30 protein-coding genes are annotated in these 25,360 nt (G+C 72.3%); 18 read left to right on the forward strand and 12 right to left on the reverse strand.

Going from position 1 to position 25,360, the window contains the following annotated elements; translation table 11 throughout:
- The first annotated feature begins 157 nt into the window (after positions 1 to 157).
- Positions 158 to 1,345 (forward strand): DMT family transporter, encoded by a 1,188-nt coding sequence (locus SSP24_RS23300; protein WP_141311631.1) that lies wholly within the window; start codon positions 158 to 160, stop codon positions 1,343 to 1,345.
- Here the strand turns inward: SSP24_RS23300 and SSP24_RS23305 are convergent.
- Positions 1,327 to 2,031 (reverse strand): pyridoxamine 5'-phosphate oxidase family protein, encoded by a 705-nt coding sequence (locus SSP24_RS23305; RefSeq protein ID WP_141311632.1) that lies wholly within the window; start codon positions 2,029 to 2,031, stop codon positions 1,327 to 1,329. The genes SSP24_RS23300 and SSP24_RS23305 overlap by 19 nt on opposite strands.
- A gap of 36 nt (positions 2,032 to 2,067) precedes the next feature.
- Here SSP24_RS23305 and SSP24_RS23310 point away from each other — a divergent pair, with 36 nt between their 5' ends.
- Positions 2,068 to 3,390 carry an aminotransferase class I/II-fold pyridoxal phosphate-dependent enzyme gene (locus SSP24_RS23310; protein ID WP_141311633.1) on the forward strand — a complete coding sequence of 441 codons (1,323 nt, stop codon included), beginning with the start codon at positions 2,068 to 2,070 and terminating at the stop codon, positions 3,388 to 3,390.
- A gap of 25 nt (positions 3,391 to 3,415) precedes the next feature.
- Positions 3,416 to 3,748: a glyoxalase superfamily protein gene (locus tag SSP24_RS23315; RefSeq protein ID WP_141311634.1), complete on the forward strand. Its 333-nt coding sequence runs from the start codon at positions 3,416 to 3,418 to the stop codon at positions 3,746 to 3,748.
- Between the two features lie 49 nt (positions 3,749 to 3,797).
- On the opposite strand, the gene SSP24_RS23320 is transcribed toward SSP24_RS23315, so the two are convergent.
- Positions 3,798 to 4,718: a DMT family transporter gene (locus tag SSP24_RS23320; protein ID WP_174864698.1), complete on the reverse strand. Its 921-nt coding sequence runs from the start codon at positions 4,716 to 4,718 to the stop codon at positions 3,798 to 3,800.
- An 86-nt stretch (positions 4,719 to 4,804) separates the two neighbouring features.
- On the opposite strand from SSP24_RS23320, the gene SSP24_RS23325 reads away from it, so the two are divergent.
- A complete protein-coding gene (locus SSP24_RS23325; protein WP_141311636.1) occupies positions 4,805 to 5,707 on the forward strand; it encodes a LysR family transcriptional regulator in 903 nt (300 codons plus the stop codon).
- A 7-nt stretch (positions 5,708 to 5,714) separates the two neighbouring features.
- On the opposite strand, the gene SSP24_RS23330 is transcribed toward SSP24_RS23325, so the two are convergent.
- A complete protein-coding gene (locus tag SSP24_RS23330; RefSeq protein WP_141311637.1) occupies positions 5,715 to 6,182 on the reverse strand; it encodes a pyridoxamine 5'-phosphate oxidase family protein in 468 nt (155 codons plus the stop codon).
- A 131-nt stretch (positions 6,183 to 6,313) separates the two neighbouring features.
- Here SSP24_RS23330 and SSP24_RS23335 point away from each other — a divergent pair, with 131 nt between their 5' ends.
- Positions 6,314 to 6,955, forward strand: a complete 642-nt coding sequence (locus SSP24_RS23335; RefSeq protein WP_141311638.1) for a cysteine hydrolase family protein — start codon at positions 6,314 to 6,316, stop codon at positions 6,953 to 6,955.
- A 3-nt stretch (positions 6,956 to 6,958) separates the two neighbouring features.
- Here SSP24_RS23335 and SSP24_RS23340 read toward each other — a convergent pair whose 3' ends face one another.
- Positions 6,959 to 7,432: a Rieske (2Fe-2S) protein gene (locus SSP24_RS23340; RefSeq protein WP_141311639.1), complete on the reverse strand. Its 474-nt coding sequence runs from the start codon at positions 7,430 to 7,432 to the stop codon at positions 6,959 to 6,961.
- A 127-nt stretch (positions 7,433 to 7,559) separates the two neighbouring features.
- Between SSP24_RS23340 and SSP24_RS23345 the strand changes: the two genes are divergently transcribed.
- The 7 genes from SSP24_RS23345 to SSP24_RS23375 all read left to right on the forward strand — a co-directional run bounded on the left by SSP24_RS23345 (position 7,560) and on the right by SSP24_RS23375 (position 13,627).
- Positions 7,560 to 8,315, forward strand: coding sequence for a HipA family kinase (locus SSP24_RS23345; protein WP_141311640.1), 756 nt, complete (start codon positions 7,560 to 7,562; stop codon positions 8,313 to 8,315).
- Entirely contained in the window at positions 8,312 to 8,737 is a 426-nt protein-coding gene (locus tag SSP24_RS23350) for a DUF3037 domain-containing protein (protein WP_229866288.1), read from the forward strand. The genes SSP24_RS23345 and SSP24_RS23350 overlap by 4 nt, the downstream gene beginning before the upstream one ends.
- A gap of 135 nt (positions 8,738 to 8,872) precedes the next feature.
- On the forward strand, positions 8,873 to 9,634 hold the full coding sequence (gene fabG / locus SSP24_RS23355; RefSeq protein WP_141311641.1) for a 3-oxoacyl-ACP reductase FabG: 762 nt from the start codon (positions 8,873 to 8,875) through the stop codon (positions 9,632 to 9,634).
- Positions 9,635 to 9,645: 11 nt separating this feature from the next.
- Positions 9,646 to 10,407: an SDR family oxidoreductase gene (locus SSP24_RS23360; protein ID WP_141311642.1), complete on the forward strand. Its 762-nt coding sequence runs from the start codon at positions 9,646 to 9,648 to the stop codon at positions 10,405 to 10,407.
- Positions 10,408 to 10,635: 228 nt separating this feature from the next.
- Positions 10,636 to 12,216, forward strand: coding sequence for an ABC transporter substrate-binding protein (locus SSP24_RS23365; protein ID WP_167529673.1), 1,581 nt, complete (start codon positions 10,636 to 10,638; stop codon positions 12,214 to 12,216).
- 81 nt (positions 12,217 to 12,297) lie between these two features.
- Entirely contained in the window at positions 12,298 to 12,990 is a 693-nt protein-coding gene (locus tag SSP24_RS23370; RefSeq protein WP_141311644.1) for a uracil-DNA glycosylase, read from the forward strand.
- A gap of 115 nt (positions 12,991 to 13,105) precedes the next feature.
- A complete protein-coding gene (locus tag SSP24_RS23375; RefSeq protein ID WP_141311645.1) occupies positions 13,106 to 13,627 on the forward strand; it encodes a hypothetical protein in 522 nt (173 codons plus the stop codon).
- 26 nt (positions 13,628 to 13,653) lie between these two features.
- Here SSP24_RS23375 and SSP24_RS23380 read toward each other — a convergent pair whose 3' ends face one another.
- The 3 genes from SSP24_RS23380 to SSP24_RS23390 all read right to left on the reverse strand — a co-directional run bounded on the left by SSP24_RS23380 (position 13,654) and on the right by SSP24_RS23390 (position 15,404).
- Positions 13,654 to 14,130: a hypothetical protein gene (locus SSP24_RS23380; RefSeq protein ID WP_141311646.1), complete on the reverse strand. Its 477-nt coding sequence runs from the start codon at positions 14,128 to 14,130 to the stop codon at positions 13,654 to 13,656.
- A gap of 112 nt (positions 14,131 to 14,242) precedes the next feature.
- Entirely contained in the window at positions 14,243 to 14,755 is a 513-nt protein-coding gene (locus SSP24_RS23385; protein ID WP_141311647.1) for a DinB family protein, read from the reverse strand.
- A 43-nt stretch (positions 14,756 to 14,798) separates the two neighbouring features.
- Entirely contained in the window at positions 14,799 to 15,404 is a 606-nt protein-coding gene (locus SSP24_RS23390) for a TetR/AcrR family transcriptional regulator (protein ID WP_141311648.1), read from the reverse strand.
- Positions 15,405 to 15,486: 82 nt separating this feature from the next.
- On the opposite strand from SSP24_RS23390, the gene SSP24_RS23395 reads away from it, so the two are divergent.
- Entirely contained in the window at positions 15,487 to 16,680 is a 1,194-nt protein-coding gene (locus tag SSP24_RS23395) for an FAD-dependent oxidoreductase (protein ID WP_141311649.1), read from the forward strand.
- Between the two features lie 10 nt (positions 16,681 to 16,690).
- The gene (locus SSP24_RS23400; RefSeq protein ID WP_141311650.1) at positions 16,691 to 17,605 is read left to right on the forward strand and encodes a Gfo/Idh/MocA family protein; all 915 of its coding nucleotides are present in this window, start codon (positions 16,691 to 16,693) and stop codon (positions 17,603 to 17,605) included.
- On the opposite strand, the gene lnt is transcribed toward SSP24_RS23400, so the two are convergent.
- Together lnt and SSP24_RS23410 are read right to left on the reverse strand one after the other, a co-directional pair.
- A complete protein-coding gene (lnt, locus tag SSP24_RS23405) occupies positions 17,520 to 19,079 on the reverse strand; it encodes an apolipoprotein N-acyltransferase (protein ID WP_141311651.1) in 1,560 nt (519 codons plus the stop codon). The genes SSP24_RS23400 and lnt overlap by 86 nt on opposite strands.
- A gap of 67 nt (positions 19,080 to 19,146) precedes the next feature.
- Positions 19,147 to 19,626: a nuclear transport factor 2 family protein gene (locus SSP24_RS23410; RefSeq protein WP_141311652.1), complete on the reverse strand. Its 480-nt coding sequence runs from the start codon at positions 19,624 to 19,626 to the stop codon at positions 19,147 to 19,149.
- A 139-nt stretch (positions 19,627 to 19,765) separates the two neighbouring features.
- Here SSP24_RS23410 and SSP24_RS23415 point away from each other — a divergent pair, with 139 nt between their 5' ends.
- Together SSP24_RS23415 and SSP24_RS23420 are read left to right on the forward strand one after the other, a co-directional pair.
- Complete coding sequence (locus SSP24_RS23415; protein ID WP_229866287.1) at positions 19,766 to 20,389, forward strand: DUF4291 domain-containing protein; 624 nt, start codon at positions 19,766 to 19,768, stop codon at positions 20,387 to 20,389.
- A complete protein-coding gene (locus SSP24_RS23420; RefSeq protein ID WP_141311654.1) occupies positions 20,386 to 21,126 on the forward strand; it encodes an SDR family oxidoreductase in 741 nt (246 codons plus the stop codon). The genes SSP24_RS23415 and SSP24_RS23420 overlap by 4 nt, the downstream gene beginning before the upstream one ends.
- A 7-nt stretch (positions 21,127 to 21,133) precedes the next feature.
- Here the strand turns inward: SSP24_RS23420 and SSP24_RS23425 are convergent, their stop codons facing one another.
- The 3 genes from SSP24_RS23425 to SSP24_RS23435 form a co-directional block, all read right to left on the reverse strand.
- Entirely contained in the window at positions 21,134 to 21,712 is a 579-nt protein-coding gene (locus SSP24_RS23425; protein ID WP_141311655.1) for a chloramphenicol phosphotransferase CPT family protein, read from the reverse strand.
- Positions 21,713 to 21,744: 32 nt separating this feature from the next.
- Positions 21,745 to 21,924 carry a hypothetical protein gene (locus tag SSP24_RS23430; RefSeq protein ID WP_141311656.1) on the reverse strand — a complete coding sequence of 60 codons (180 nt, stop codon included), beginning with the start codon at positions 21,922 to 21,924 and terminating at the stop codon, positions 21,745 to 21,747.
- Positions 21,925 to 22,028: 104 nt separating this feature from the next.
- Positions 22,029 to 22,904 (reverse strand): undecaprenyl-diphosphate phosphatase, encoded by an 876-nt coding sequence (locus SSP24_RS23435; protein ID WP_141311657.1) that lies wholly within the window; start codon positions 22,902 to 22,904, stop codon positions 22,029 to 22,031.
- A 261-nt stretch (positions 22,905 to 23,165) separates the two neighbouring features.
- Between SSP24_RS23435 and SSP24_RS23440 the strand changes: the two genes are divergently transcribed.
- Positions 23,166 to 24,416, forward strand: a complete 1,251-nt coding sequence (locus tag SSP24_RS23440; RefSeq protein ID WP_141311658.1) for a Gfo/Idh/MocA family protein — start codon at positions 23,166 to 23,168, stop codon at positions 24,414 to 24,416.
- A complete protein-coding gene (locus tag SSP24_RS23445) occupies positions 24,413 to 25,339 on the forward strand; it encodes a DUF6807 domain-containing protein (RefSeq protein ID WP_141311659.1) in 927 nt (308 codons plus the stop codon). Before SSP24_RS23440 ends, SSP24_RS23445 begins: the two co-directional genes overlap by 4 nt.
- Positions 25,340 to 25,360: the final 21 nt, after the last annotated feature.

Consider the following 25,360-nt stretch of genomic DNA (forward strand, 5'->3'; position numbering starts at 1 on the left):
TCCGCCTCCGGCCGCCTGAGGCGGGCCCTCCGGACATCCCTGCTCGGCGTGATCTTGCCGGGCCGAACGGTGCTGCCCGCGGAAGACGTCCGCGGACCCCGCTGAGCGGTGGTCCTTCCCGATCTTCTGCGCTCCTGCGCAACTGCGGAGAACACGCGTGTCCACTGTTGCTTCCGGCCTGCCCGTCGGGCGAGGCCTCCTGTATCTGATCGTCGCCGGTGCCGCCTGGGGCACCGCGGGCGCGGCCGCCTCGCTGGTCTACCGCGCCAGCGACATGGGTTCCGTCGCCCTGTCCTTCTGGCGCTGCGCGGCCGGCCTGCTCCTGCTGCTCGCGGCGCGTCAGCTGCGCCCGCGTCCCGGCGGGGGCCCCGCCCTGCGTCCGCGTCCGGGCGCGGCTCCCACCCCGCGCCCGCGAGCCACCGCGGCCGCCTCCGGAACCCTGTGCTCGCGAGCGACCTCGGCTGGCTCCGAAACCTCGCGCCCGCGAGCCACCTCGGCCACCTCCGAAGCCCCGCACCCGCGATCCACCACGGCCGCCCCCGAACCGCTCGCCCGCAAGGCTCTCCGGGCCGGTGCCACCGGACTCGGGCTTGCGGCGTTCCAGACGGCCTACTTCGCCGCCGTGGACGCCACCGGCCTCGCCGTCGCGACCGTCGTCACCCTCGGTGCCGGTCCCGTCCTCATCGCGCTCGGCGCGCGGCTGACCATGGGCGAGCGGCTCGGTCGCCCCGGCGTCCTGGCTGTCGCCGGGGCGCTCACCGGACTCGGGGTGCTCGTACTCGGCGGCGAGGACACCGCCGTACGCCCGTGGGGCGTCGTGCTCGCGCTGCTGTCCGCCGCCGGGTACTGCGCGATGACCCTGCTCACCCGCTACTGGGGCCGCCGTGGCGGCGCGGACGCCTCCGACACCACCGTCTGGGCGTTCGCGGTCACGACCCTGTGCCTGCTGCCGTTCGCGCTGGCGGAGGGGCTGGTGCCGCACACCGCCGAACCCGCCCTGCTGCTATGGCTCCTGGTGTACATCGCGGCGATCCCCACGGCGCTCGCCTACGCCCTCTACTTCGCGGGCGCGGCCGTCGTCCGGTCGGCCACCGTGTCCGTGATCATGCTGCTGGAGCCGGTCAGCGCGGCGGTCCTGGCCGTCACCCTGCTCGGCGAACAGCTCACCACCGCCACCCTGATCGGCACCCTGCTGATGCTGGGCTCGGTCGCGGGCTCGTGGTTTCCGAGGCACGCGCGGCGCGGTCCGAGCCAACTATCGGCTGACAGCCCGTCGCAGGGCGCACTGGGGTCGGCACCTCCCCGGGGCGGGCCGACCCCCGTGGGTCACGGCACCGCGAGGTAGTCGGGCACCTCGGTCCCGGGCGCCAGATCGGCGTCCGGGACCGGCGTCTCGTAGCCCTTGCGCAGCGGGACCACTCCCGCCCAGTGGGGGAGGGCCAGGTCCTCAGGCTCGTCGTTGACGCCGCCGGTGCGCAGCTTGGCGGAGACCTCGTCGAGGTCGAGGCGGATGACGGCGGTGGCGGCGAGTTCCTTCTTGTTGGCGGGCCGGGAGTCGCGCGAGCGGCCCGGCACGACATGGTCGACCAGCGCGTCCAGCGCCAGCCGCTTCTCCTCGGGATCCGTGACGTCGTGGGCGATGCCGTGCACCACGACGGAGCGGTAGTTGATCGAGTGGTGGAAGGCCGAGCGGGCCAGGATCAGGGCGTCGACATGCGTCACCGTCAGACACACCGGGAGGCCCGGATCGGCCTGGCCGGTCATCCGCAGTGGGCGCGAGCCGGTCGAGCCGTGCACGTAGAGCCGCTCGCCGACCCGGCCGTACAGCGTCGGCAGGACCACCGGCGCGCCGTCGCGGACGAAGCCGAGGTGGCAGACGTAGCCCTCGTCGAGTATCGCGTGCACCAGCTCCTTGTCGTACGACGCGCGGTCCGCGGAGCGGGTGGGGACGGTGCGGTCGGTCGGGGTGTAGGCGGCGGGAGGCGGCGTCGCTTCCCGGGCGCCCCGCGTCGTCTCCTGGGTCTCCTGCATTTGGCATCCCCATTGCACTAGTGCATACTTGGCTTTGTGCTAGGAGAGTATCCGATCAAAGGCCGGGGCGCAGCGGAGATTTCCGCGAGTGTGGAGCGCGCGGTGGCCGCGGGCGAGCTGGAGCCCGGGCAACTGCTGCCGCCCCTGCGGGAGTTGGCCGCCCGGCTCGGTGTGAACCCGAACACCGTGGCCGCCGCCTACCGGATCCTGCGGGAGCGCGGGGTCATCGAGACCGACGGTCGGCGCGGCAGCCGTGTGCGGCACAAACCGGCCACCACCGGGCGCGAGGAGCTCGGGGTGGACGTACCGGCGGGCGTGCGGGACATGGCCGCCGGGAACCCGGACCCGGCGTTGCTGCCGTCGCTGGCGGCGGCTTTCGCGGACGCGGCGGACCGGGCGCCGGTGCTGTACGGGGACGACCCGGTGGAGCCCGAACTGGCCCGCCTCACCCGGGCCGAGCTGGACGCCGGGGGAGTGCCGGCGGGCCCGATCGCGGTGACCTCCGGCTCGCTGGACGCCATCGAGCGGGTCCTGGCGGCCCACCTGAAGCCCGGGGACGCCGTCGCCGTGGAGGATCCCGGGTGGGGCGGCCTGCTCGACCTGGTCCCCGCGCTCGGCCTGCGCACCCTCCCCGTCGCCCTCGACGACGACGGACCGCTCCCCGAGCAGGTGGAGCGCGCCCTCAAGACGGGCGCCCGGGCCCTCGTCGTCACGGACCGCGCGCAGAACCCCACCGGCGCCGCGCTGACCGCCGCACGCGCGCGTGCCCTGCGCTCGGTGCTCCGACGGCATCCGGCGACCCTGCTGATCGAGGACGACCACGGCCACGGCATCGTCGACCTGCCCCTGCACCCCCTGGCCGGCGTCACCCAGCACTGGGCCTTCGTCCGCTCGGCGGCCAAGGCCTACGGCCCCGACCTGCGGCTCGCCGTGCTCACCGGTGACGAGGTCACGCTGGATCGGGTGCGTGGACGGCAGCGGCTCGGGCCCGGCTGGGTCAGCCGGATCACCCAGCGGGCGGTGGCGCGGCTGTGGGCCGACGGCGCGGTGGACCCGGCGGCGGTGGCGGCGGCGTACGGGCGGCGCCGGGACGCGCTGATCGACGCGCTCGCGCGGCGCGGGGTGACGGCGTACGGGCGCAGTGGCCTGAACGTCTGGATCCCGGTGCCGGACGAGACGGCGGCCGTCGCCCGGCTGCTGCACGCCGGGTGGGCCGTCGCCCCCGGCGCCCGCTTCCGGATGAGCGCCCCGCCCGGCATCCGGGTCACCGTCTCGACACTCACCGACGCCGAGACGGAACCGCTGGCCGACGCGATCGCGGCCGCCGTCCGCCCGGCGCCGGTGCGCAGCTACGTCTAGGAGCGCCGTCTGGAACGATGGCGGCATGGACGAGGACGTCATCCCGATCCTGCGGGTGGCCGACGCCGCCGCAGCGGTCCGCTGGTACGAGCGCCTGGGCTTCGCCCAGCAGTGGGAGCACCGTTTCGAGCCGGGGCTCCCCGCGTTCGTGGAGGTGGCCCGGGGGCCGGTGAGCCTGTTCCTGTCGGAGCACACCGGCGACGCCCGGCCCGACACGCTGGTCTATCTCCGGCTCGCCGACGTCGACGAGGTCGCCGCCGAGTTCGGCGTGCCGGTGCATGAGGCCCCGTGGGCCCGCGAGGTCGAACTGCGCGATCCCGACGGCAACCGGCTGCGGATCGGCACGCCGAAGGACTGAGCGAGCTCGCCGAAGGACTGAGCCGGGTCAGGCCCCCGGGCCCGCCGTATCAGCCCCGCGACCGCACCTGCGTCAACGCCGCCCCCGCCAGGACGATCACCGCGCCGACCGGCGTCGACCACGTCAGGGATTCGCCGAGGATGGCGACGCCCGCGGCCGTGGCGATGACCGGGATGAAGTAGGTGACCATCTGGGCGGTGGTCGGGCCGACCTCGGCGACCAGGCCGTACTGGATCAGCACCGCGAGGCCCGTGCCCAGGGTGCCCAGGGCCGCGACGGCGAGCAGCGGCACCACCGGGAAACGGGTCGGCATGCTCGTGAACAGCGGTGTGACGACCGCCAGTTGGAGCGTCGCCAGCAGCAACTGGGCCCCGGTCAGGGACAGATGCGAGTCGCTGGACCCGGCCAACGTGCGGCGGACGTAGATCCATCCGATCGGGTAGCTGAGCGAGGCCAGCAGCGCCAGGGCCGTGCCCGTGGGGTCGACGCCGGTGAAGCCCTGCCAGGCGCCGAGCACCGTGAGCACTCCGAGGAAGCCCAGGCCCAGACCGGCGACCCGGACCCGGGTGGGCCGGTCCTCGGAGAGGGCGACCAGGGACAGGGCCATGCCCCACAGCGGTGAGGTGGCGTTGCAGATGCCGGCGAGCGTGGACGGAATGGTCAGCTCGGCGTAGGCGAACAGGGAGAACGGCAGCGCGTTGAGCAGCAACGCGGCGACCGTCAGATGGGCCCAGGTGCGCGCCCCGCGCGGGAGCCGCTCGCGTTTCATGGCCAGCGCCGCCGCGAGTACCGCCGTACCGAACACCAGACGGCCGAGGGTCACCTGGAAGGGGGCGTAGCCGTCGGTGCCCACCTTGATGAGCAGAAAGCTGAATCCCCAGACCAGCGACAGGGCGGCGAAGCGGATTCGCCAGTCGATCGTGCGGCGGGCGGCCGGGGTGCGTAGAGGACCGTGGGTGGCTTTGGTCATGGCGGTGGTCACGGAAGCAACCCTGCTGGAAACAATCTCGTAGCACAAGCGAGATTTCGCACGCTGAACCTCGTAGCATTGCTTACATGTTGAGCCTGGACCGTCTCCGCACCCTCGACGCTCTCGCCCGGCACGGCTCGGTGAGCGGCGCCGCCGAAGGGCTGCACATCACGACCTCGGCCGTCTCCCAGCAGCTGGCCAAGCTGGAGCGCGAGGTCGGCCAGCAGTTGCTTGCCAAGCACGGGCGGGGCGTCCGGCTCACCGACGCCGGCCGGCTGCTCGCCGAGCACGCGGCGCGCATCCTGTCGCAGGTCGCCCTCGCCCAGTCCGACCTGGAGGCCCAGCGCGGCCAGGTCGCCGGTGAGCTGCGCCTGTCGGCGTTCCCGACCGCCGCGCGCGGACTGTTCCCCACCGCGCTCGCCACACTGCGCGCCGCGCATCCCGGGCTGCGGCTGCGCACCTGCGAGCTGGAGCCGGAGCCCGGCATCCAGGGCGTGGTGCGCGGCGACCTCGACCTCGCGGTGGTGCTGGACTGGTACAACAAGCCGATGGCGCTGCCGGACGGCCTGGTCAAGGCGTCGATCCTGGACGACCCCGCCGATGTGGCGATGCCCGCCGGGCATCCGCTCGCCCGCCGGGACGAGGTGGACCTGGGGGAGTTCGCCGAGGACGAGTGGATCACCTGGGGCCAGGGCGAGTTCTGCCACGAGTGGCTGATGTTCACCCTGCGCTCGCGTGGCGTCGAGCCGATCCTCGGCCACCGCGCCGCCGAGACACACACCCAGCTGGCGCTGGTCGCCGCGGGGCTGGGCGTGTGCATCGCCCCGCTGCTGGGCCGTCATCCGATGCCCGCCGGAGTCGTCACCGTGCCGCTGAAGCAGCGGGTGCGGCGGCATGTGTACGTCGTCTGGCGGGCGGACGCCGACCGCCGCCCGTCGATCCGGGCGGCGGTCGCGGCGCTGCGGGCGGCGGGGGAGAGCGTCGGCTGACCGCCCGCTAGAGCGACCCCAGCTTGCGGAAATCCCAGGACACCGTCTTCGACGGCGTGAGCCGCACCCACGCGTGCCGCCCGTCGTGCGGCATCTCGTCCAGCCCGAAGTTCTTCCGGGCGAACAACGTCTCCGGCACGTCGAGTTCGGCGCACAGCTCCCCGGTGCGCGGGATCTCGCCCACGAACTCGACGGTCCCGGACAGCTCGACGCCGCGCAGTTCGTCGTACTCCTCACCGGTGTCGACCACGATCGCCACCCGCGGATCGCGGCGCAGATCGGCCCACCGCTTGCTGCGCACCACGGAGTACAGCCACATCGACGTGCCGTCCCAGGCGAACCAGAGCGTGCTCACGTGCGGCGCCCCGTCGGCCGACACCGTGGCGACCCGGCAGGTGCGCTGGCTGGTCAGGAACTCGTCCAGCTCACCGGGCGTCATCATGATCTTCCGGCCCCGGCGCTGAGTGGCTGTCATGTGTTTCCCCTCGACTTCCCATCGAAAGAACGGCACCTGACGGTATGTCAGAAAGGATGGGCCGTCTTCCGTCCCCGTGCAATGGTGGTTAATCTCACCCGCTCCCACACCGTCGGCCAGCAGGGGGCACCATGCCGTCGTCCGAACAGCTCAGCGAACTGCTCGACCCCGCGACCACGGTGCTCCTCACCGTCGAGTGCCAGCAGGGCGTCGTCGGCCCGGACAGCGCCCTGCCGGAACTGGCGAAGGAGTTCCGCTCCTCGGGCGCCCTCGGCAATGTGGCCCGGCTGGTGGCCGCCGCCCACGAGAGCGGCATCCAGGTGATCCACGCCATCGCCGAACGCCGCCCCGACGGCCGCGGCGCGAGCCGCAACGCCCGCCTGTTCCGCGCCGCCGAACGGCTGCCCGTCCAGCAGCTGGCCGGCACCACGGCGGTGCGCGTCGCGGCTCCCATCGAGGTCGCCGACGAGGACTTCGTCGTACGACGGCTGCACGGCCTGTCGCCGATCCACGGCACCGACGTCGACGCGCTGCTGCGCAACCTCGGCTGCCGCACTCTGATCGTCACCGGCGTCTCCGCCAACGTGGCCGTGCCCAACGCGGTGTTCGACGCGGTGAACCTCGGCTACACGGCCGTGGTGCCGGCCGACGCCGTCGCGGGGGTGCCCGCCGACTACACCCCCGCGATCATCCGCAACACCCTCGCATTGGTCGCCACGGTCGCGACCACGGACGAGGTGCTCGGCTGCTTCAAACGGCCGCGTCGCCGCTGACCGTCAGACGAGACGGATCTCGTCCCCCTCCACGGTGATGTTCTCGGCGGCCAGTGGCTGGGTCGCCGGGCCCTTCTTCACGCTGCCGTCGGTGGCGGAGAAGTGGCTGTCGTGACAGGGGCAGATGATGACCCCGTCCCTGACGTCCTTCACCGCGCAGCCCTGGTGGGTGCACTTGGAGGAGAACGCCTTGTAGTCGCCCGCCGCCGGCTGGGTGACCACCACGTCGCCGAAGACCATCCCGCCGCCCTCGGGGACGTCGGCGGTCTTGCCGAGGACAGTGCCGACCCCGGCGCCTGCACCGGCCCCGGCACCGGACTCGGAACCGGACTCGGCACCGGACTCGGAACCGGATCCGGACGAGTCGTCGCCCGACCCGCACGCGGTCAGCGCGACGGCGAGCCCGGCGGCCCCGGCCGCCGCCATGACGGTACGACGGGCCGGACCCGACTCGGTGTGAAGCGATTCGCTGGACATGCTGACGTTTCCTTCCGCGGACGTTGCCTGATCTCCTAGCTGATCTGTTCAGCAGTACGGCCGCAAGACGGCCCGGGTTCAACCGCCACGGCGAACTTTCACCCGAACACCCCAGTAGCCTGGGGCGATGCTCAAGGAAGTCATCGCGACCCGCTACATCACACCGCTGCGTGAGGGCGGCTCGCTGCCGGGACTCGTCGAGGCCGACGACTTCGGGACGTACGTGTTGAAGTTCACCGGCGCCGGGCAGGGCCGCAAGACACTCGTCGCGGAGGTCGTCTGCGGCGAACTCGCCCGCCGGCTCGGCTTCCGCGTGCCCCGCCTGGCGACCGTCGAGCTGGACCCGGTCCTCGGGCTCGGCGAACCCGAACAGCAGGTCCAGGAGCTGCTCAGGTCCAGCGGCGGCACCAACCTCGGCATGGACTTCCTGTCCGGGGCGCTCGGCTTCGACCCCCTCGCCTTCACGGTGAGCCCCGAGGAGGCCGGCCGGATTGTCTGGTTCGACGCGCTGGTGAACAACGTCGACCGCTCCTGGCGCAACCCCAACCTGCTGATGTGGCACGGCGAGCTGTGGCTCATCGACCACGGCGCCACCATGATCTGGCACCACAACTGGCCCGGCGCCGCGGCCTTCGCCGCCCGCCCGTACGACGCTTCCGACCACGCCCTGCACTCCTTCGCGCCGGACGTCGCCGCGGCCGCCGCCGCGCTCGCACCCCTGGTCACCGAGGAACTGCTGGCCGAGGTCACCGCCGAGATCCCCGACGCCTGGCTGACCGGCGAGCCCGGCCTCGACACACCGGACGACCTGCGCCGGGCCTACGCACACGAGCTGTTCGCGCGTGCCGCCGTCATCCACGAACGCATCGAGGGGGTCAAGTGAGCGAGCCGATCGAGCGCCACATCACCAGGGCCGGTCAGGGCGGCGGCCGGGATGTCTTCGAGTACGCCCTGCTGCGCGTCGTACCGCGCATCGAGCGCGGCGAGTGCATCAACGCGGGGGTGCTCGTGTACTGCCGCGCCAAGGCGTACGTCGGCGCCCGCACCCACCTGGACGAGGCGCGGCTGCTGGCCCTGGACCCGGACGCGGACGTGGCCGGCGTGCGTGCCGCGCTGCGCGCGGTGGAGGGCGTGTGCGGGGGCGGGGAGGCGGCCGGGCAGGCGGTGGGGGACGACGCCGGGCGGCGTTTTCGCTGGCTGATTGCGCCCCGCTCCACGGTCGTCCAGCCCGGGCCCGTACACACCGGGCTCACCGCCGATCCGGTGGCCGAGACCGAACGGCTGCTCGACCTGCTCGTGAGGTGATGGATCACATGCACCCGATGGGCCGTTGACACCGGGTGCCAGGGCTTCTAGCGTCACGTCTGCTGAAGGTACTAAGCGGTCGCTCATCGGAGAGTGTGCCGCTGAGCCGCATCCCAAGGGCGAGGAGAAGCAGCAATGTCCACCACTGAGCAGCGGGTCGCAGTCGTCACCGGCGCCGCGCGCGGCATCGGCGCCGCCACCGCCGTACGCCTGGCGGCCGAGGGCCGCGCGGTCGCCGTGCTCGACCTCGACGAGGCCGCCTGCAAGGACACCGTGGAGAAGATCACCGCGGCCGGCGGCAAGGCCATCGCGGTCGGCTGCGACGTCTCCGACGAGGCGCAGGTCGAGGCGGCCGTCGCCCGCGTCGCCGAGGAGCTCGGCGCGCCGACGATCCTCGTCAACAACGCGGGCGTGCTCCGCGACAACCTGCTGTTCAAGATGAGCGTCGTCGACTGGGACACCGTCATGAACGTGCACCTGCGCGGCGCCTTCCTGATGTCGAAGGCCTGCCAGAAGTACATGGTCGACGCGGGCTTCGGCCGGATCGTCAACCTCTCCTCGTCCTCCGCGCTCGGCAACCGCGGCCAGGTCAACTACTCGGCCGCCAAGGCGGGTCTGCAGGGCTTCACCAAGACCCTCGCCAAGGAGCTCGGCAAGTTCGGCGTCACCGCCAACGCCGTCGCCCCCGGCTTCATCGCCACCGACATGACCGCCGCGACCGCCGAGCGGGTCGGCATGGGCTTCGAGGACTTCAAGGCCGCCGCGGCCTCCATGATCCCCGTCCAGCGCGTCGGCGAGCCCGAAGACATCGCCAACGCCATCGCCTTCTTCACGGGCGACGCGGCCGGCTTCGTCTCCGGCCAGGTGCTGTACGTCGCCGGCGGACCGCTCGACTAGGGGGCACGGACATGACTGAACTGCCTGAACTCTCCGGCAAGGTCGCGCTCGTCACGGGCGCCAGCCGCGGCATCGGCTACGGCGTCGCCGAGGCCCTGGTGGCACGCGGTGACCGCGTCTGCATCACCGGCCGCAATGAGGACGCCCTGAAGGAGGCCGTCGAGCAGCTCGGCGCCGACCGGGTCATCGGCGTCGCCGGCAAGGCCCACGACGTCGACCACCAGGCCGTCGCCGTCGAGCGCACGATGGAGGCCTTCGGCCGGGTCGACTACCTGGTCAACAACGCCGGTACGAACCCGGTGTTCGGGCCGATCGCCGACCTCGACCTCGATGTCGCGCGCAAGGTCTTCGAGACCAACGTGGTCTCGGCGCTCGGCTTCGCGCAGAAGACCTGGCACGCCTGGCAGAAGGACAACGGCGGCGCCATCGTCAACATCGCGTCCGTGGCCGGCGTCTCCGCCTCGCCCTTCATCGGCGCGTACGGCATCAGCAAGGCCGCGATGATCAACCTGACCCTGCAGCTGGCGCACGAGTTCGCGCCCAAGGTGCGGGTGAACGCGATCGCCCCGGCGGTGGTGAAGACCAAGTTCGCGCAGGCCCTGTACGAGGGCCGGGAGGCGGAGGCCGCCGCGGCCTACCCGCTGGGCCGGCTCGGCGTGCCCTCGGACATCGGCGGCGCCGCCGCGTTCCTCACCTCGGCGCAGGCCGACTGGATCACCGGGCAGACGCTCGTCGTGGACGGCGGCATCTTCCTCAACGCCGGGGTCGGCTGACCGGATCGGGCTTTTCGGACAGGGGCGCCGTTTCTGTCGACGGGTGGTCGCGTGACGCGATTCCGTTGACGGAAGCGGCGCCTCTGTCGACATATCGTCGCCGTACAGGGCGATGACAACGTCGTCATCCGGAAGCTGATCAACGACCTGGCGCAAGTACGTTTCAGGCCGTCTACGCCTGCGATAGTGTCTGCCGACCCTTGGTATGGCAGATCGAGGAGCGTGCGCGTGTTCAACCGGAACCGAGGCCTGCGGCAAGTGGCGGCGATCGCTTCCATATCCCTGGTGGCCGGGTGCGGCATGTTTTCGGACGGCGACCCCGCCGAGGGCGGTCCGATCGTCGTGGGGACCACCAGCGCCCCCAGCACGCTGGATCCGGCCGCCTCCTGGGACGGCTCCTGGGAGCTGTTCCGCAACATCTACCAGACGCTGCTGAGCTACCCGAACGGCGCCACCTCGCCCCAGCCCGACGCCGCCCAGAGCTGCGAGTTCACCGACTCGGCCAACCGGGTGTACCGCTGCGAGCTGCGCGAGGGGCTGACCTTCTCCGACGGCGACGCGCTCGACGCGCAGGCCGTCAAGCACTCCATCGACCGGATCCTGGCCATCAACGCGCCGAGCGGCCCCGCCGGGCTGCTGGGCAGCCTGGACCGGGTGCAGGCGGTCGGGGACCGCGAGGTCGTCTTCCACCTCAAGACGTCCGACGCCACCTTCCCGTTCGTGCTCGCCACCCCCGCCATGTCCGTCGTCGACCCCGACGACTACCCGGCCGACCGCCTCCGCGAGGACGGCGCCGTCACCGGCTCCGGACCGTACGTCCTGGACTCCTACGACGAGGGCGCGCGGGCCGAACTCGTGCGCAACGACAGCTACAAGGGCTTCGCCGAGCGAAGAAACGATGCGGTCACCATCCGTTACTTCCAGGACTCCGGCGCCATGGTCAAGGCACTGCGCGACCAGGACATCGACCTGACCTACCGCGGCCTCGCCGCCGACGACATCGTCGCCCTCCAGAGCAAGGGCGCCGACGAGACCCTGCAACTCGTCGAGGGCGCGGGTGCCGACATCAGCTACCTGGTGTTCAACCCGCGGGACGAGTGGGCCGGGAAGCCGGCCGTGCGCCGGGCCGTCGCCCAGGTCGTCGACCGGGCGACCATCGCCCACCGCATCTACAAGGACACCGTCGACCCGCTGTACTCGATGGTCCCCAAGGGCCTCACCGGCCACACCACCGGCTTCTTCGACAACTTCGGCGACCCCGACCCGGACAAGGCCCGCCAGATCCTCACCGAGGCCGGCATCACCGAGCCGGTCCCGCTCACCCTCTGGTACACCACCGACCGCTACGGCTCCGAGACCGCCGTGCTGTTCAAGGAGCTCAAGCGGCAGCTGGAGGCCTCCGGTCTGTTCGAGATCACCCTGAAGAGCAGGCCCTGGAAGACTTACGTCGAGGGCTACCAGAAGGGCGAGTACCCGGTGTTCGGGCGCGGCTGGTTCCCCGACTTCCCGGACGCCGACAACTACATCGCGCCCTTCGTCGGCGAACAGAACGCCCTCGGTACGCCCTACCCCGCCCCCAAGATCACCGAGGAGCTGCTGCCCCGCTCCCGCCGCGAGAGCGACCGCGCCCAGGTGGAGGCCGACTTCGAGGAGGCCCAGCAGATCCTCGTCCAGGACGCGCGGCTGCTGCCGCTGTGGCAGGGCAAGCAGTACGTCGCCGCCAGCGCGGAGATCTCCGGCGCCGAGCGCTCGCTGGACCCGTCGACGATCATGATGGTGTGGGAGCTGTACCGGAAGACCAGCTGGTGAGGCCGCCCGCGGCGGCCGTTGTCAGTGGTCGCCGGTAGGTTCTGTACTCCGGAACCGACCGCACACCGTAAGGAAGTTGACGTGACCGACATCGCCATGCTGCCCGAGTCCTGGCGCGGCGTCCTGAGCGACGAACTCCACAAGCCCTACTTCAAGGAGCTGACGGAGTTCGTGGAGGAGGAGCGGGCGAACGGTCCCGTCTACCCACCGCGCGAGGAGGTCTTCGCGGCGCTCGACGCCACGCCGTACGAGCAGGTGAAGGTCCTGATCCTCGGCCAGGACCCGTACCACGGCGAGGGCCAGGGCCACGGCCTGTGCTTCTCGGTCCGCCCCGGGGTGCGGACCCCGCCCTCGCTGCGCAACATCTACAAGGAGATGCAGGAGGAGCTCGGCCTGCCGATCCCGGACAACGGCTATCTGATGCCGTGGGCCCGGCAGGGCGTGCTGCTGCTCAACGCGGTGCTGACGGTCCGGGGCGGCGAGGCCAACTCGCACAAGGGCAAGGGCTGGGAGAAGTTCACCGACGCGGTGATCCGGGCGGTGGCCGAGCGGCCCGACCCGGCGGTGTTCGTGCTGTGGGGGAACTACGCGCAGAAGAAGCTGCCGCTGATCGACGAGACCCGGCACGTGGTGGTGAAGGGCGCGCACCCCTCGCCGCTGTCGGCGAAGAAGTTCTTCGGCTCCCGGCCCTTCACGCAGATCAACGAGGCGATCGCGCGGCAGGGGCATGCGCCGGTGGACTGGCGCATCCCGAACCTGGCCGACCTCACCTGACCTGGGGCGCTTCGTGGGGGCCGACGTCATGGGTCGGCCCCGCCTCGCCGGGATTGCCGGTGGCGGCCGTTAGCGTCGGCACGGACGGGACGTCGGCGAGTGCGCGGAGGGTGCGGTGGCGGAGCGACAGGAGCAGGCGGCGCCGGATGCCGTGATGACACGGATCGGGCAGGTCGTCATGCTGCATCACGCGGGGGACCGCGAGGAGGCCCGGCACCGCTTCCTGAAGCTGTGGGCGGAGATCGGCGAGGACGGCGATCCCCTGCACCGCTGCACGCTGGCCCACTACATGGCCGACACCCAGGACGACCCCTGCGACGAACTGGCCTGGGACCTGCGGGCCCTGGGCGCCGCCGAGGAGCTGGCCGACGACCGCCTCGCGGCCCACGAGGGCGCCCTGGCGGTCCGCGCCCTGTATCCCTCCCTGCATCTGAACCTCGCCGCCGACTACGTCAAACTCGGCCACTCGGATGCCGCCCGCACCCATCTGCGCCGGGCACGTGGCGCGGCGGACGCCCTGGGCGACGACACCTATGGGGACGGGGTGCGGGCGGCCATCGGGCGCATGGAGCTACGGCTCGGGGACGGCGGTTCGCCCGGTGGGGGTGGCTGGGGTCCGCCTCGGCAGCGGCCGTGAGCGGCGCCGGTATCGGGGCGCGCCCCTCACCGCCCGTACGTCTGCTCGCAGATCACCGCCTCCGGGCTGTCCGGGCGCCAGCCGCCGTACTTTCTGCCCAGGGCGCACACGTCGGTGTTCTCGGGGACCGCGGTGGAGACGTCCGGGATCCCGGCGGGCGGTGGCTCGTGCGGGCGGCGTGGCTCCGGACGGGGCGGGTCGGAGTGCGGGCGGGACTCCGTGCGCGGGGACGCGGGCCGCTGGGTCGGTAACGGGGCCTTCGCGGTGGGGCGGCGTGGCTCCGGCGTGGTCGCGTCGGGCCGGGACGGGCCGATCATCTCCAGGGCCTCACGGGCGGGCGCCTGCACGATCTGCGGTTCCGTGCGGCCGTCCGAGCGCGGTAACGACGGCTGGGCCGACGCCCGTGGCGGGGCGGTGGGGCCCCGCTGGACGGTCACACAGCCGGAGACGGCCGTGAGGGCCACGGTGACGAGCAGTGTCGCGGTGGTCGTCGTTCGATGCACCCCCGCCACTCTGGTGGCTGCGGCGCCGCAGGACCAGCAGACAAGCACAGGTTGCTCCGGACGGGTGAAGCGCGCCCCCGCAGGGAGGGGGCGCGCCCTTCCGAGGTGACGTTCAGTCGCCCGTCGCGCCGTCGACGCGCTCGCGGATCAGATCGGCGTGGCCGTTGTGACGGGCGTACTCCTCGATCATGTGGGTGTAGATCCAGCGCAGATTGAACGGCTCGCCGCTGTGGCGGCCGCGCCCCTTGGACAGGTCGTCCAGCGCGAACCCGGCCGCGTTGCTCCGGGCGATCGCGATCTCTGCCTGCCAGGTGGCGTACGCCCCCGCCCAGGTGTCCGCCTCGGTGAGGTGGAACTCGCCGTCGGGGTCCTCCTCGGTGTAGTAGATCGGCCCCGGGTCGTCGCCGACGAGCACCCGGCGGAACCAGCCCCGCTCGACCTCCGCCATGTGCCGCACCAGTCCCATCAGGGACAGTTCGGACGGCTCCACGGCCGCGATCCGGAGCTGCGCGTCGCTCAGTCCCTCGCACTTCCACGCCAGGGTCTGCCGGTGATACTCCAACCAGCCTTCCAGCATGGTCCGTTCGTCGGCGTTCTGGGCGGGCTCACGGCGCTCGGTTGTCATGGGCGCATCCTCGCGCACCGCCAGGGAAATCCACCAGGAGGTTTTACGGCCGCCCCGGCGCCCCGCCGAACATCCCGCCGAGCAGCTCCCGCAGCCCCGCCCGCACCTCGTCCAGGCTCGGCACCTCCGCGTTGAAGGACCCGGCCACGCAGCTGAACATCAGCCCGTCCGCCCACGCGACCAGCATCAGCACATGCCGGGCCGGGTCGGTCGAGCCCATCGCCGTGACCAGGCCGGTGAGCTGCTCGCGGAAGCGGGCGCCCGTGGCGTCGTAGTACGCGCGCAGTTCGGGGCGTCGGGTGGCCTCCAGGGCGAGTTCGTAGCGGGCGACGACCAGGTCACGGTTGCGGGTGAGGGAGCGGTGGACCGCGAGGGCGAGGCCGTCCACCAGTGAGTCGAGTCCGCCGCGCGGGTCCGGCATCTCGTGCAGGGCGAGCACCCGCGCCTCCCGCTCGGCGTGCCGGCGAACCGCCAGTTCCAGCAGCGCCTGGCGCGTGCGGGCCACGTTCGAGGTGGAGCCCTGGGGCAGTCCGGCCGCCTCGTCCACCGCCCGGTGCGTCAGCCCGCGCATCCCGCGCTCGGCGAGCAGGGCGAGGGCGGTGTCGGCGACGAGATCGGCGCGGGACGCGCCCGTGGTGCGTACGGACATGCTGCTCAACCTACCCGTCTCACTACATCTGTAGTACGGTCGATGGCGAGGCCACTACGGGTGTAGTGAAGAAAGGGGCATTATGGCAGCGCCATCCAACCCACCCCGAGCCGTCGTCATCGGCGGCGGCATCGGCGGCCTGACCGCCGCTGTCGCCCTGCACCGGCGCGGCTGGCGGGTCACCGTCCTGGAACGCGCCCGCTCCCTGGCCCCCGTCGGCGCGGCCATCTCCCTCGCCCCCAACTCCCTGCGCGCCCTGGACGTCATCGGCCTCGGCGACGAGATCCGCGCCCTGGCCGCATGGCAGGGCGACGGCGGACTGCGCACCCCGAAGGGGCGGTGGCTGTCCCGGTCCAGCGCCGCCGCCGCGGCCGAGCGCTTCGGCGGCCCGCTCGTCCTGCTGCACCGCGCCACCCTCGTCGACGCCCTGACCGCACGTCTCCCCGAGGACCGCATCCGTACGTCCGCCCCGGCGACCCTCGCCGACCCCGGCGACGCGGACCGTCCGGCCCGCGTGACCACGCCCGACGGCGAGTGGGAGGCCGACCTGGTGGTGGCCGCCGACGGCATCCACTCCGCCGTACGCCGGGCCCTGTTCCCGCAGCACCCGGGGCTCGCGTACGCCGGATTCACCACCTGGCGGGTCGTCATCCCCGTGCCCGGCGTGGAGTTCGCCTCGCACGAGACGTGGGGCCGGGGCCGGATCTGGGGCACGCATCCCCTCAAGGACGGCCGTGTCTACGCGTACGCCGCCGCCGTCACGCCCGCCGGGCAGCGAGCCCCGGACGACGAGAAGGCCGAGCTGCTACGGCTGTTCGGCGACTGGCACGACCCGATCCCCGCCGTGCTCGCCGCCGCCTGCCCCGAGGACGTGCTGCGCCACGACGTGCACCACATCGCCGAGCCGCTGCCCGCCCACCACCGCGGCCGGGTGGCGCTCCTCGGCGACGCCGCCCACGCGATGCCGCCGACCCTCGGACAGGGCGGCAACCAGGCCATCGAGGACGCGATCGTCCTGGCGCACCATGCGCCCGACCTCGCCGCGTACACCGCCGCCCGGCTGCCCCGTACGACGGCCATCGCCCGCCAGGCCGTGAAGGTGGCGCGGCTGAACATGATGAGCAACCGCGCCGGCATGGCCGTGCGCGATGCCGTGATCGCCGCCCTGTCGAAGGCCGCACCGGCGCTGTTGCTGCGCGGCTTCGACGGCATCGCCGACTGGCGGCCGCCCGGGCAGCCGTATGCTTCCGAGCAGACCCCAGCAGGCCAGCAGTGAAGGAGCCCCCGTGAAGGTCGGCTGCATCGGACTCGGTGACATCGCGCAGAAGGCGTATCTGCCGGTGCTCGGCGTCCAGCCCGGGGTCGAGCTGCACCTGCAGACCCGCACGCCCGCCACGCTCGACCGCGTCGCCGACAGCCTTCACCTGCCCCGCACCCAGCGCCACAGCACCCTGGACGCGCTCCTCGCCCACGACCTCGACGCCGCCTTCGTGCACGCGCCCACCCTCGTGCACCCCGAGATCGTCACGCGGCTGCTTGAGGCGGGCGTCCCGACGTACGTCGACAAGCCGCTGGCGTACGAACTCGCCGACTCCGAGCGGCTGGTGGAGCTGGCCGAGGAGCGGGGCGTGAGCCTCGCCGTCGGCTTCAACCGGCGGCACGCGCCCGCGTACGCGCAGTGCGCCGAGCATCCGCGCGAGCTGATCCTCATGCAGAAGAACCGGGTCGGGCTCCCGGAAGAGCCGCGCGCGATGATCCTGGACGACTTCATCCACGTCGTGGACACGCTGCGCTTCCTGGTGCCGGGCCAGATCGACGACGTGACCGTGCGCGCCCGCACCGTGGACGGGCTGCTGCACCACGTCGTGCTCCAGCTCGCCGGGGACGGGTTCACCGCGCTCGGTGTGATGAACCGGCTGAGCGGGTCGGCCGAGGAGATCCTGGAGGTCTCCGGGCAGGACACCAAGCGGCAGGTGATCAACCTGGCCGAGGTGATCGACCACAAGGGTCAGCCGACGCTGCGGCGGCGCGGCGACTGGGTGCCGGTGGCCCGCCAGCGGGGCATCGAGCAGGCGGTGCTGGCCTTTCTCGACGCCGTGCGCGCGGGCAAGTTGCTCAGCGCCCGGGACGCGCTGGCGACTCACGAACTGTGCGAGCGGGTGGTACGGGCGGTTCTGGAGCGCCCCGGCGCGGTCGCCTGACCGCCCGCCCGCCCTCGACCAGGCCCAGGGCGAGCAGCGCCACCACGGAGACGTACACCGGCCAGGCACCCAGACGGACGTACGGCGTGACCCCGTCGGCCAGCGGCACCTCGTACACCTGCGCCGTGCTCGCGTCCGTCCCGAGCGGCGGGCCGATCCGCCGGCCCTCGGGGCCGAACACGGCGGAGACGCCGGTCAGGGTCGCGTGCACCATGGGGCGGCCGGTCTCCGCGGCGCGCAGCGCGGCCAGCGAGGCGTGCTGCGCGGGCGCCCAGCTCTGCTGGAACGTCGACGTGGCCGACTGGGCCACCAGTACGTCGGCGCCGTCGCGGGTGAGGCTGCGGCTCATGTCGGGGAACGCCGACTCGAAGCACACCATCGGGCCGACGCGCAGCCCGCCGCCGACGTCCATCACGACCTGCTCGGTGCCGCGCCTGCGGTCCTCGGCCGCGGCCTCGCCGACGGAGGTGACCCAGCCGAGCAGCGAGCGGAACGGGATGTACTCGCCGAACGGGACCAGCCGCATCTTGTCGTAGCGGTCGCCGGTCGGGCCGTCCGGGCCGATCAGCACCGAACTCTTGTAGATCCCGGGCCGGTCCGAGCGGCGGGCGTCCACGTTGACCAGGATCGGGGCACCCGTCTCACGGGACAGCGCCGCTATGCGCTGCGCCAGGTCGGGTCGGCGGCCGAGGTCGTAGCCGACGCTGCTCTCGCCCCAGACGATCAGGTCCACGTCCTGGCCGGTGAGCTGCCGGGTGAGCTGTTCCTCGCGGTCGAACCGGGGGCCGGGGCCGTGGATGACACCGGGCTGTACGAGGGCCACCCGGACCTCACCGACGACGTGGGGGCGCGGGGACCAGCTCCAGGCCGCCGATGTGGCCGCGGCGGTGGCGAGTAGGGCGGCCAGGGCGGGCATCCTGGCGGCGCGCACCGAGACGAGCACGGCGACTGAGACATTGACGGCCACCAGCAGGAAGCTCAGCAGCCACACCCCGCCCACCGAGGCCAGCCGCAGCGCCGGTTCCACCTGCCACTGACTGGCGCCCAGCATGCCCCAGGGGCCACCGAGCCCCTGCCAGGACCGCACCAGCTCCACCGCCAGCCAGCCCGACGGCAGCACCAGCAGCGCGGCCGCTATCCGGCCCGGGGAGGGCGCTCCGGCGAGGAACCGGCGGACGAGCCAGCCCCACGGCGCCCACAGCGCACCGAGCAGGGCGGCGAGGACGAACGTGAACACGTGCAGGTTGGGCAGCAGCCAGTGGTGCACCGCCAGCACGAAGCCGAAGCCGCCGCACCAGCCGTCGTACAGCGCCCGCCGCCCGGTCGGCGCGGTGCGGGCCAGCAGGATCCACGGGACCAGGGCGACGTACGCGAACCACCACAGGGACGGAGCCGGGAAGGCGAGCATGGGCAGGGCGCCCGCCACCGCGGCGATCACGCAGCGCCGCCACGGGGATTCGAGCCGGGTCTTCATACGGCGCCTCCCTACCCGTGGATCCAGTGTGCGCGTGGCCGGCGATCTCGGTACAGAGGGCGCCCGCTCAGTTGATCACACGGACCCCGGACCCCTGGGGCGCACGCCGCCACTTCTCCCGCACGATCACCTCCCGCAGCCGCCAGCCGTCGTCCGTCCGCCGCAGCTCGAACGCGTACCGGCCGCCGCACACGAAGTCGGGCGCCGCCGAGCCGTCACCGGCGAGGCGCATCGGATTGATGTAGTCGGCCTGGACCTGGGCCGTGTCCCCGGTGTCCCGCTCCAGGATCCCGAAGCGGACCCGGCGGTTGACGATGAGGTGCTGGCGCATGGCGAACGCCCGCATGCTCTCGGCCAGCCACGCGGCGACGCTCCCGGCGTCGCCCTCGATGCCGCCGGCCGAGCGGTAGTCCGCCCGCCCGTCCGGGGTGAACAGCTTCCGGTACGCCTCCCAGTCGCCGTCGTCCACCGCCACGGCGTAGTCGGTGACCAGGCCGTCCACGGCCAGCCGGTCCATCACGGTCGCGAGCTCCACACGCTGCGTCATCGGCTCAGTGTTGGGCACGGGGCGGGCCGCGCCAAGAGGGCGTGCCGAGTTGATCGGTGGTCGTGACCCCGCCGTTCGGTGGTCGTGACGTGCGTTATTCGGTGGTCCCGATCGGCCGGGGCGCGCGAGGCTGACCCGTGTGAACGATCAGACCGAACGGCCCGAGCCGAGATTCCGCGTACGGGGCCGCCACACGGGCTCCACGATCACCGTCTACCAGGCGTACCACCCCGGCATCGGGCGACCGGCGGCCCGTGACGGGCGCTTCCCCACCACCTGGAAGCGCGAGCGCATGACCTGGATCAAGCCGTCCTTCCTGTGGATGATGTACCGCTGTGGCTGGGGCACGAAGGAGAACCAGGAGACCGTCCTCGCCGTCGAGATCACCCGCGAGGGCTTCCTGTGGGCCCTGCGCCACGCCTGCCTCTCCCACTACGTCCCCGGACTGCACGCCGACCAGGCCGCGTGGCAGGAGCAGCTGAGGACGGCACCCGCGCGCGTGCAGTGGGACCCGGAACGCGACCTGCACCTCACCCCGCTGCCGCACCGGTCGCTGCAACTGGGGCTGGCGGGGGAGGCGGCCGCCCGGTACGCCGACGAGTGGATCGTGGGCATCGAGGACGTGACGCCGCTCACCAGGGAGGTCCACGGGCTGGTGCGGGCCGGTGAACTCGCCCGCGCGGGCGAGCTGTTGCCCAACGAACGGCCGTATCCGTTGGACCATGACGCGCTGGCACATCTGCTTCCGGGAGGCTCGGAATGACACGTCCCATCACTGTGGTCACCGGCGGCAGCCGGGGGATCGGCGCGGCCACCTGCCTGCGGCTGGCGGCCGACGGGCACGACGTGGCGGTCGGCTACGTCCGTGACGCCGACGCGGCCGAGGCGGTGGCCGACGGGGTACGGGCAGCGGGCGGCCGCTCGGTCACCGTACGGGTGGACACGTCCGTCGAGGCGGACGTCGAGCGGCTCTTCGACATCGCCGAGCAGCGGCTCGGGCCGGTGACGGGCCTGGTGAACAACGCCGGGGTGACCAGCCCGCTGGGGCGGCTGGCCGACGCGGACCCGGCCGATCTGCGCCGGGTCGTGGACGTCAATCTCCTGGGCACGCTGCTGTGTTCACGCCGGGCCGCACAGCTGATGACCGCGCGGGGCGGTGGCGTGATCGTGAACGTGTCGTCGGCCGCAGCGACGCTGGGCAGTCCCGGCGAATACGTCCACTACGCGGCGACCAAGGCGGCCGTCGACGCCCTGACCCTGGGGCTGGCGAAGGAGCTGGGACCGGACGGCGTCCGCGTCAACGCGGTGGCGCCCGGGGTGATCGACACCGAGATCCACGCCGCCGGGGGCGACCCGAACCGCGCCCACCGGGCGGCGGCCACGATTCCGCTGCGTCGGCCGGGGCGGGCCGAGGAGATCGCGGCGGCGGTGGCATGGCTGATGTCGCCGGACGCGTCGTATGCGACGGGGGCGGTGCTGCGGGTGTCGGGCGGGCGGTGAGGGCGCGTCAGACGCCCATGCCTTCTTCGCGCAGCCGCTGGAAGGCCGTCGGAGTGGGGCGCGCGCGCAGGAAGTCCCTGATCCCGCGGGCGCATTCGAGGGAGTCGGAGACACTCGTGTCGCACTCGATGTCGTAGACGCCGTGGGCGTGGACCTGCTTGAGCTGGCGGGCGGCGAGACCGGGCGGCCGGTTCCCCCGCTCGCGCTCCCGCAGCTCCAGTTCGTCCGGGGGGCAGTGCACGCCGACGAGGACCACGTCCTGCGGCACGAAGAGCGAGAGGCAGTCCTTCAGCCGCCATTCGGCGCTGAGGATGTGGTCCATGACGACGTTGTTGCCGGCGGCGGCCATGCCTGCGACCGCGCGGTGGTAGCCCTGCCAGGTCCGGTGCAGAACGGTGTCGAGCTCATCGGGCGGGACGGGGGCGCGGGACCGCATCGCGTGGAAGGCGTCGACCGGCATGTGGAAGTACGGCTCGTCGAGGATCCGCAGCAGCTGGGTCGCGATGCTCGACTTTCCCGAACTGGATGTGCCGTTGAGGAAGACGATCAGGCCACGGCGCGGTGGCACCTCGGTGAGATGTCTCATATACGTCGGTCCCGGCGCTCCAGGTCTCGTCTTCAGGCCGCCTCGATGACCTCGCCGCGGATCGCCGCGGCCCACTCGACCACCAGCAGCTCGTACTCCGCCCGCTCCTGTGCCGACAGTGAGCCGCCCGCGCGCATCCACAGCGCGCGGATCTGCTCGTTCACCTCGGCAGCAGACCGCACGGAACCAGGGGTCACGGAGTCGGGGGACATGCGGGCAAGCCTAGGCGCAAGCACTGACGCTGCGCTACCGGGCCGCTACTCATCCCGTATGGGCTTGGTCACGGCCCCCGGAGTGAACCCCGGGGGCCGTCTGCTCAGCCTGCCGACTCCGCCGCGTGGGGACTCAGGACGCCGAACGTCACCAGGGCGACGATCACGATGCCGAGCACTACGCGGTACCAGACGAACGGCATGAAACTCTTGGTCGAGATGTACTTCATGAACCAGGCGATCACCGCGTAGCCGGTGACGAAGGCGATCACCGTGGCGAAGATCGTCGGCCCCCAGGACACATGGCCGGTCTCCATGGCGTCGTTGAGCTCGAACAGGCCCGAGGCGAGCACCGCCGGGATGGCGAGCAGGAAGGAGTAGCGGGCCGCGGCCTCGCGGTTGTAGCCCATGAAGAGGCCGCCGGTGATCGTCGCGCCGGAGCGGGAGACGCCCGGGACGAGCGCCATGGCCTGGCAGATGCCGAAGATCAGGCCGTCCCGCACACCCAGTTCCTTCAGCGTCTTGCGCTCCTTGGCCGCCCGGTGGCGCCCGCCGGTCTCGTCGCGGGCCGCGATCCGGTCGGCGATGCCCATGATCAGGCCGACCACGATCAGCATTGTCGCGGTGATGCGCAGATCACGGAACGGCCCGACGATCTGGTCCTTGAGCGTCACGCCGAGGACGCCGATCGGTATCGAGCCGACGATCACCAGCCAGCCCATCCGGGCGTCATGGTCCTTGCGCCACGTCTTGTCGTAGAGCGAGCGGGTCCACGCCGACAGGATGCGCCCGATGTCCTTGCGGAAGTAGATCAGCACGGCGGCCTCCGTGCCGATCTGGGTGATCGCCGTGAAGGCGGCGCCGGGGTCCTCCCAACCGGAGAAGGCGGCGGTCAGGCGCAGGTGCGCGCTGGAGGACACGGGGAGGAACTCGGTCAGCCCCTGGACGAGTCCGAGGATGAGTGATTCGAACCAAGACATGAAGTTACGGAGTCCAAGTGCCGATCGTGGAACGGACGGAGGACACACCGGGCCCCCGCGCGCGGTGATCGGGTGTGTTGAGGGGCAGCGTAGCGTCCCGGGCAGACACGCCCGACACAGGGGGTTTCCCGGGCGATCGACGGTGATCGGTTCGGGGTGTTGACCGGCCGCCGTGCCGGGCCTACGTTGCAGGGCGGGGAAAGCGCTTGCTGTCGCGCTTGTCATGCGTCCAGGGACCCCGGAGGAGTGCTGATCAGGTTCATGCCCACATCCGCGACATCGGTGCCATCAGCGGCTGACACACCATCCACGACGGCCACGACAGTCGACACCCACGACCCCCAGACCTCCCGATCCCCCTCCGCCCCCCTCACCGGCCGCCCCGTCAGAACCGCAGTCATCGGCACCGGTGGCATCGCCCGCGGATGTCACCTCCCCGCCCTCACCCGGCTCGCCGAGGAGGGGGAGACGGAGGTCGTCGCGGCCGTCGACATCGACCGGGCCGCCGTCGAGGCGTTCTGCGCGGAGGGCGGGATTCCGCACGCGTACACCGACATGAACCGGATGCTGCGGGAACAGCGGCCCGACCTGGTGACGATCTGCACACCGCCCACGCTGCACCGCGAGCAGACCATCGCCGCCCTGCGCGCCGGCGCCTGGGTGTGGTGCGAGAAGCCGCCCGTGCCCACGCTCGCCGACTTCGACGCCGTGGAGGCGGCGGAGGGCCCGGCCGGTGGACCGTACGCCTCGATCGTCTTCCAGCACCGGTTCGGCTCGGGCGCCGCCCATGTGCGCAGGCTGCTCGCGGAGCAGGCCATGGGGCGGCCGCTGGTGGCGCACTGTCAGACCACCTGGTACCGCAACGCCGCCTACTACGCGGTGCCCTGGCGCGGCCGCTGGCAGACCGAGGGCGGCGGGCCCGCGATGGGGCACGGCATCCACCAGATGGACCTGCTGCTCGATCTGCTCGGTCCGTGGAGCGAGGTGCGCGCGATGGCCGGGCGCCTGGTGCACGACGTGGAGACCGAGGACGTCTCGACCGCGCTGGTCCGCTTCGAGAACGGCACCATGGCGACGGTCGTGAACAGCGTCCTCAGTCCCGACGAGGTGAGCCGCATCCGCGTCGACTGCGAGCGCGCCACCGTCGAGCTCACCCACCTGTACGGGCACGCCAACGACGACTGGCGGATCACCCCGGCGCCGGACGTACCGGCCGAGGAGGCCGCGCTCTGGAGGGACTTCGGGCCCGATGTGCCCAGCTCGCACCTGGCGCAACTGCGTGAGCTGGTCGCCAGCATGCGCGCGGGCGAGCGGCCGCGCAGCAGCGGGCCGGACGGGCGCAAGAGCCTGGAGCTGATCACCGCGCTGTACAAGTCAGCGTTCACCGACACGACCGTCAGCCGGGGCGAGATCGGCCCCGGCGACCCGTACTACACGGCCCTGCACGGCGGTGCGCCCGGCTGGGCACCCGTCGTCGCCGAGGCCGCCGCGAACCAGGAGGTGCCCGCATGACCGGTCCCCACATCGTCCACGCGCACGGCGACCGGATCACGGTCACCGAACCCACCACCGGCGTCGAGCTGTTCTCCTACGTCTACCGGCCCGAGGCGGCCTGGGAGGCGCCGAAGCCGTATCTGCACCCGATCCGCACCCTGGGGAACGCGGTCGTCACCGACTACCGGCCCAACGACCACCGCTGGCACAAGGGCCTGCAGCTGACGGCCTCCCACCTGTCCGGCCAGAACCTGTGGGGCGGCAACACCTACGTGCACGGAGAGGGCTATGTCGCCCTCCCGGACCGCGTCGGGTCCATGGCGCACGTCGGCTTCGACGAGGTCGCCTCCGACGGCTCCCGGGTCGTGATCGCCGAGCGGCTCACCTGGCACCCGCGCGGCGGCGAGCTGTGGGCCGAGGAGCAGCGCCGGATCGAGGTGCACGACGTCGACCCGGCGGCGGGCTCGTGGGCGCTGACCTGGACCAGCGCCATCACCAACCGGCGGGACGAGCCGCTGCTGTTCGGCAGCCCGACCACGGCGGGGCGCGAGATGGCCGGTTACACGGGCCTGTTCTGGCGTGGACCGCGCGCCTTCCGGGACGGCCGCGTCCTCGGGCCGGACAGCGAGGGCCCCGACCTGATGGGCAAGCAGGCGCCGTGGCTGGCGTACTCCGGCGAGCACGACGGCGTCGACGGCCACGCCACCCTGGTCTTCGCGCACGCCCCGGAGAACGACCACACCGGTGCCGGGGGCGCCCACCCCGCCCACTGGTTCGTCCGCAACGAGCCCTTCGCCGCAGTCGCCCCCTCCTGGGCGTTCTACGACGAACTTCAGCTGGCCCCGGGCGACACCCTCACCCGCCGCTACCGGGTCGTCGTCGCCGACGGGGCATGGGAACGCGACGAGATCGCCAAGTACCTGGAGGCGCACCCGTGGTGAATACCGAGGAGCTGACGGGCG

Origin of the sequence: Streptomyces spinoverrucosus (assembly GCF_006539505.1) — a bacterium.
GTDB lineage: Bacteria > Actinomycetota > Actinomycetes > Streptomycetales > Streptomycetaceae > Streptomyces > Streptomyces spinoverrucosus.

Bases quoted from the DNA above. Each gene is read 5' to 3' on its own strand.
- SSP24_RS23305 (WP_141311632.1), bottom strand. From the start codon at position 2,031: ATGCAGGAGACCCAGGAGACGACGCGGGGCGCCCGGGAAGCGACGCCG.
- SSP24_RS23315 (WP_141311634.1), top strand. From the start codon at position 3,416: ATGGACGAGGACGTCATCCCGATCCTGCGGGTGGCCGACGCCGCCGCA.
- SSP24_RS23320 (WP_174864698.1), bottom strand. From the start codon at position 4,718: ATGACCAAAGCCACCCACGGTCCTCTACGCACCCCGGCCGCCCGCCGC.
- SSP24_RS23325 (WP_141311636.1), top strand. From the start codon at position 4,805: ATGTTGAGCCTGGACCGTCTCCGCACCCTCGACGCTCTCGCCCGGCAC.
- SSP24_RS23330 (WP_141311637.1), bottom strand. From the start codon at position 6,182: ATGACAGCCACTCAGCGCCGGGGCCGGAAGATCATGATGACGCCCGGT.
- SSP24_RS23335 (WP_141311638.1), top strand. From the start codon at position 6,314: ATGCCGTCGTCCGAACAGCTCAGCGAACTGCTCGACCCCGCGACCACG.
- SSP24_RS23340 (WP_141311639.1), bottom strand. From the start codon at position 7,432: ATGTCCAGCGAATCGCTTCACACCGAGTCGGGTCCGGCCCGTCGTACC.
- SSP24_RS23345 (WP_141311640.1), top strand. From the start codon at position 7,560: ATGCTCAAGGAAGTCATCGCGACCCGCTACATCACACCGCTGCGTGAG.
- fabG (WP_141311641.1), top strand. From the start codon at position 8,873: ATGTCCACCACTGAGCAGCGGGTCGCAGTCGTCACCGGCGCCGCGCGC.
- SSP24_RS23360 (WP_141311642.1), top strand. From the start codon at position 9,646: ATGACTGAACTGCCTGAACTCTCCGGCAAGGTCGCGCTCGTCACGGGC.
- SSP24_RS23385 (WP_141311647.1), bottom strand. From the start codon at position 14,755: ATGACAACCGAGCGCCGTGAGCCCGCCCAGAACGCCGACGAACGGACC.
- SSP24_RS23390 (WP_141311648.1), bottom strand. From the start codon at position 15,404: ATGTCCGTACGCACCACGGGCGCGTCCCGCGCCGATCTCGTCGCCGAC.
- SSP24_RS23395 (WP_141311649.1), top strand. From the start codon at position 15,487: ATGGCAGCGCCATCCAACCCACCCCGAGCCGTCGTCATCGGCGGCGGC.
- lnt (WP_141311651.1), bottom strand. From the start codon at position 19,079: ATGAAGACCCGGCTCGAATCCCCGTGGCGGCGCTGCGTGATCGCCGCG.
- SSP24_RS23410 (WP_141311652.1), bottom strand. From the start codon at position 19,626: ATGACGCAGCGTGTGGAGCTCGCGACCGTGATGGACCGGCTGGCCGTG.
- SSP24_RS23420 (WP_141311654.1), top strand. From the start codon at position 20,386: ATGACACGTCCCATCACTGTGGTCACCGGCGGCAGCCGGGGGATCGGC.
- SSP24_RS23425 (WP_141311655.1), bottom strand. From the start codon at position 21,712: ATGAGACATCTCACCGAGGTGCCACCGCGCCGTGGCCTGATCGTCTTC.
- SSP24_RS23430 (WP_141311656.1), bottom strand. From the start codon at position 21,924: ATGTCCCCCGACTCCGTGACCCCTGGTTCCGTGCGGTCTGCTGCCGAG.
- SSP24_RS23435 (WP_141311657.1), bottom strand. From the start codon at position 22,904: ATGTCTTGGTTCGAATCACTCATCCTCGGACTCGTCCAGGGGCTGACC.
- SSP24_RS23440 (WP_141311658.1), top strand. From the start codon at position 23,166: ATGCCCACATCCGCGACATCGGTGCCATCAGCGGCTGACACACCATCC.
- SSP24_RS23445 (WP_141311659.1), top strand. From the start codon at position 24,413: ATGACCGGTCCCCACATCGTCCACGCGCACGGCGACCGGATCACGGTC.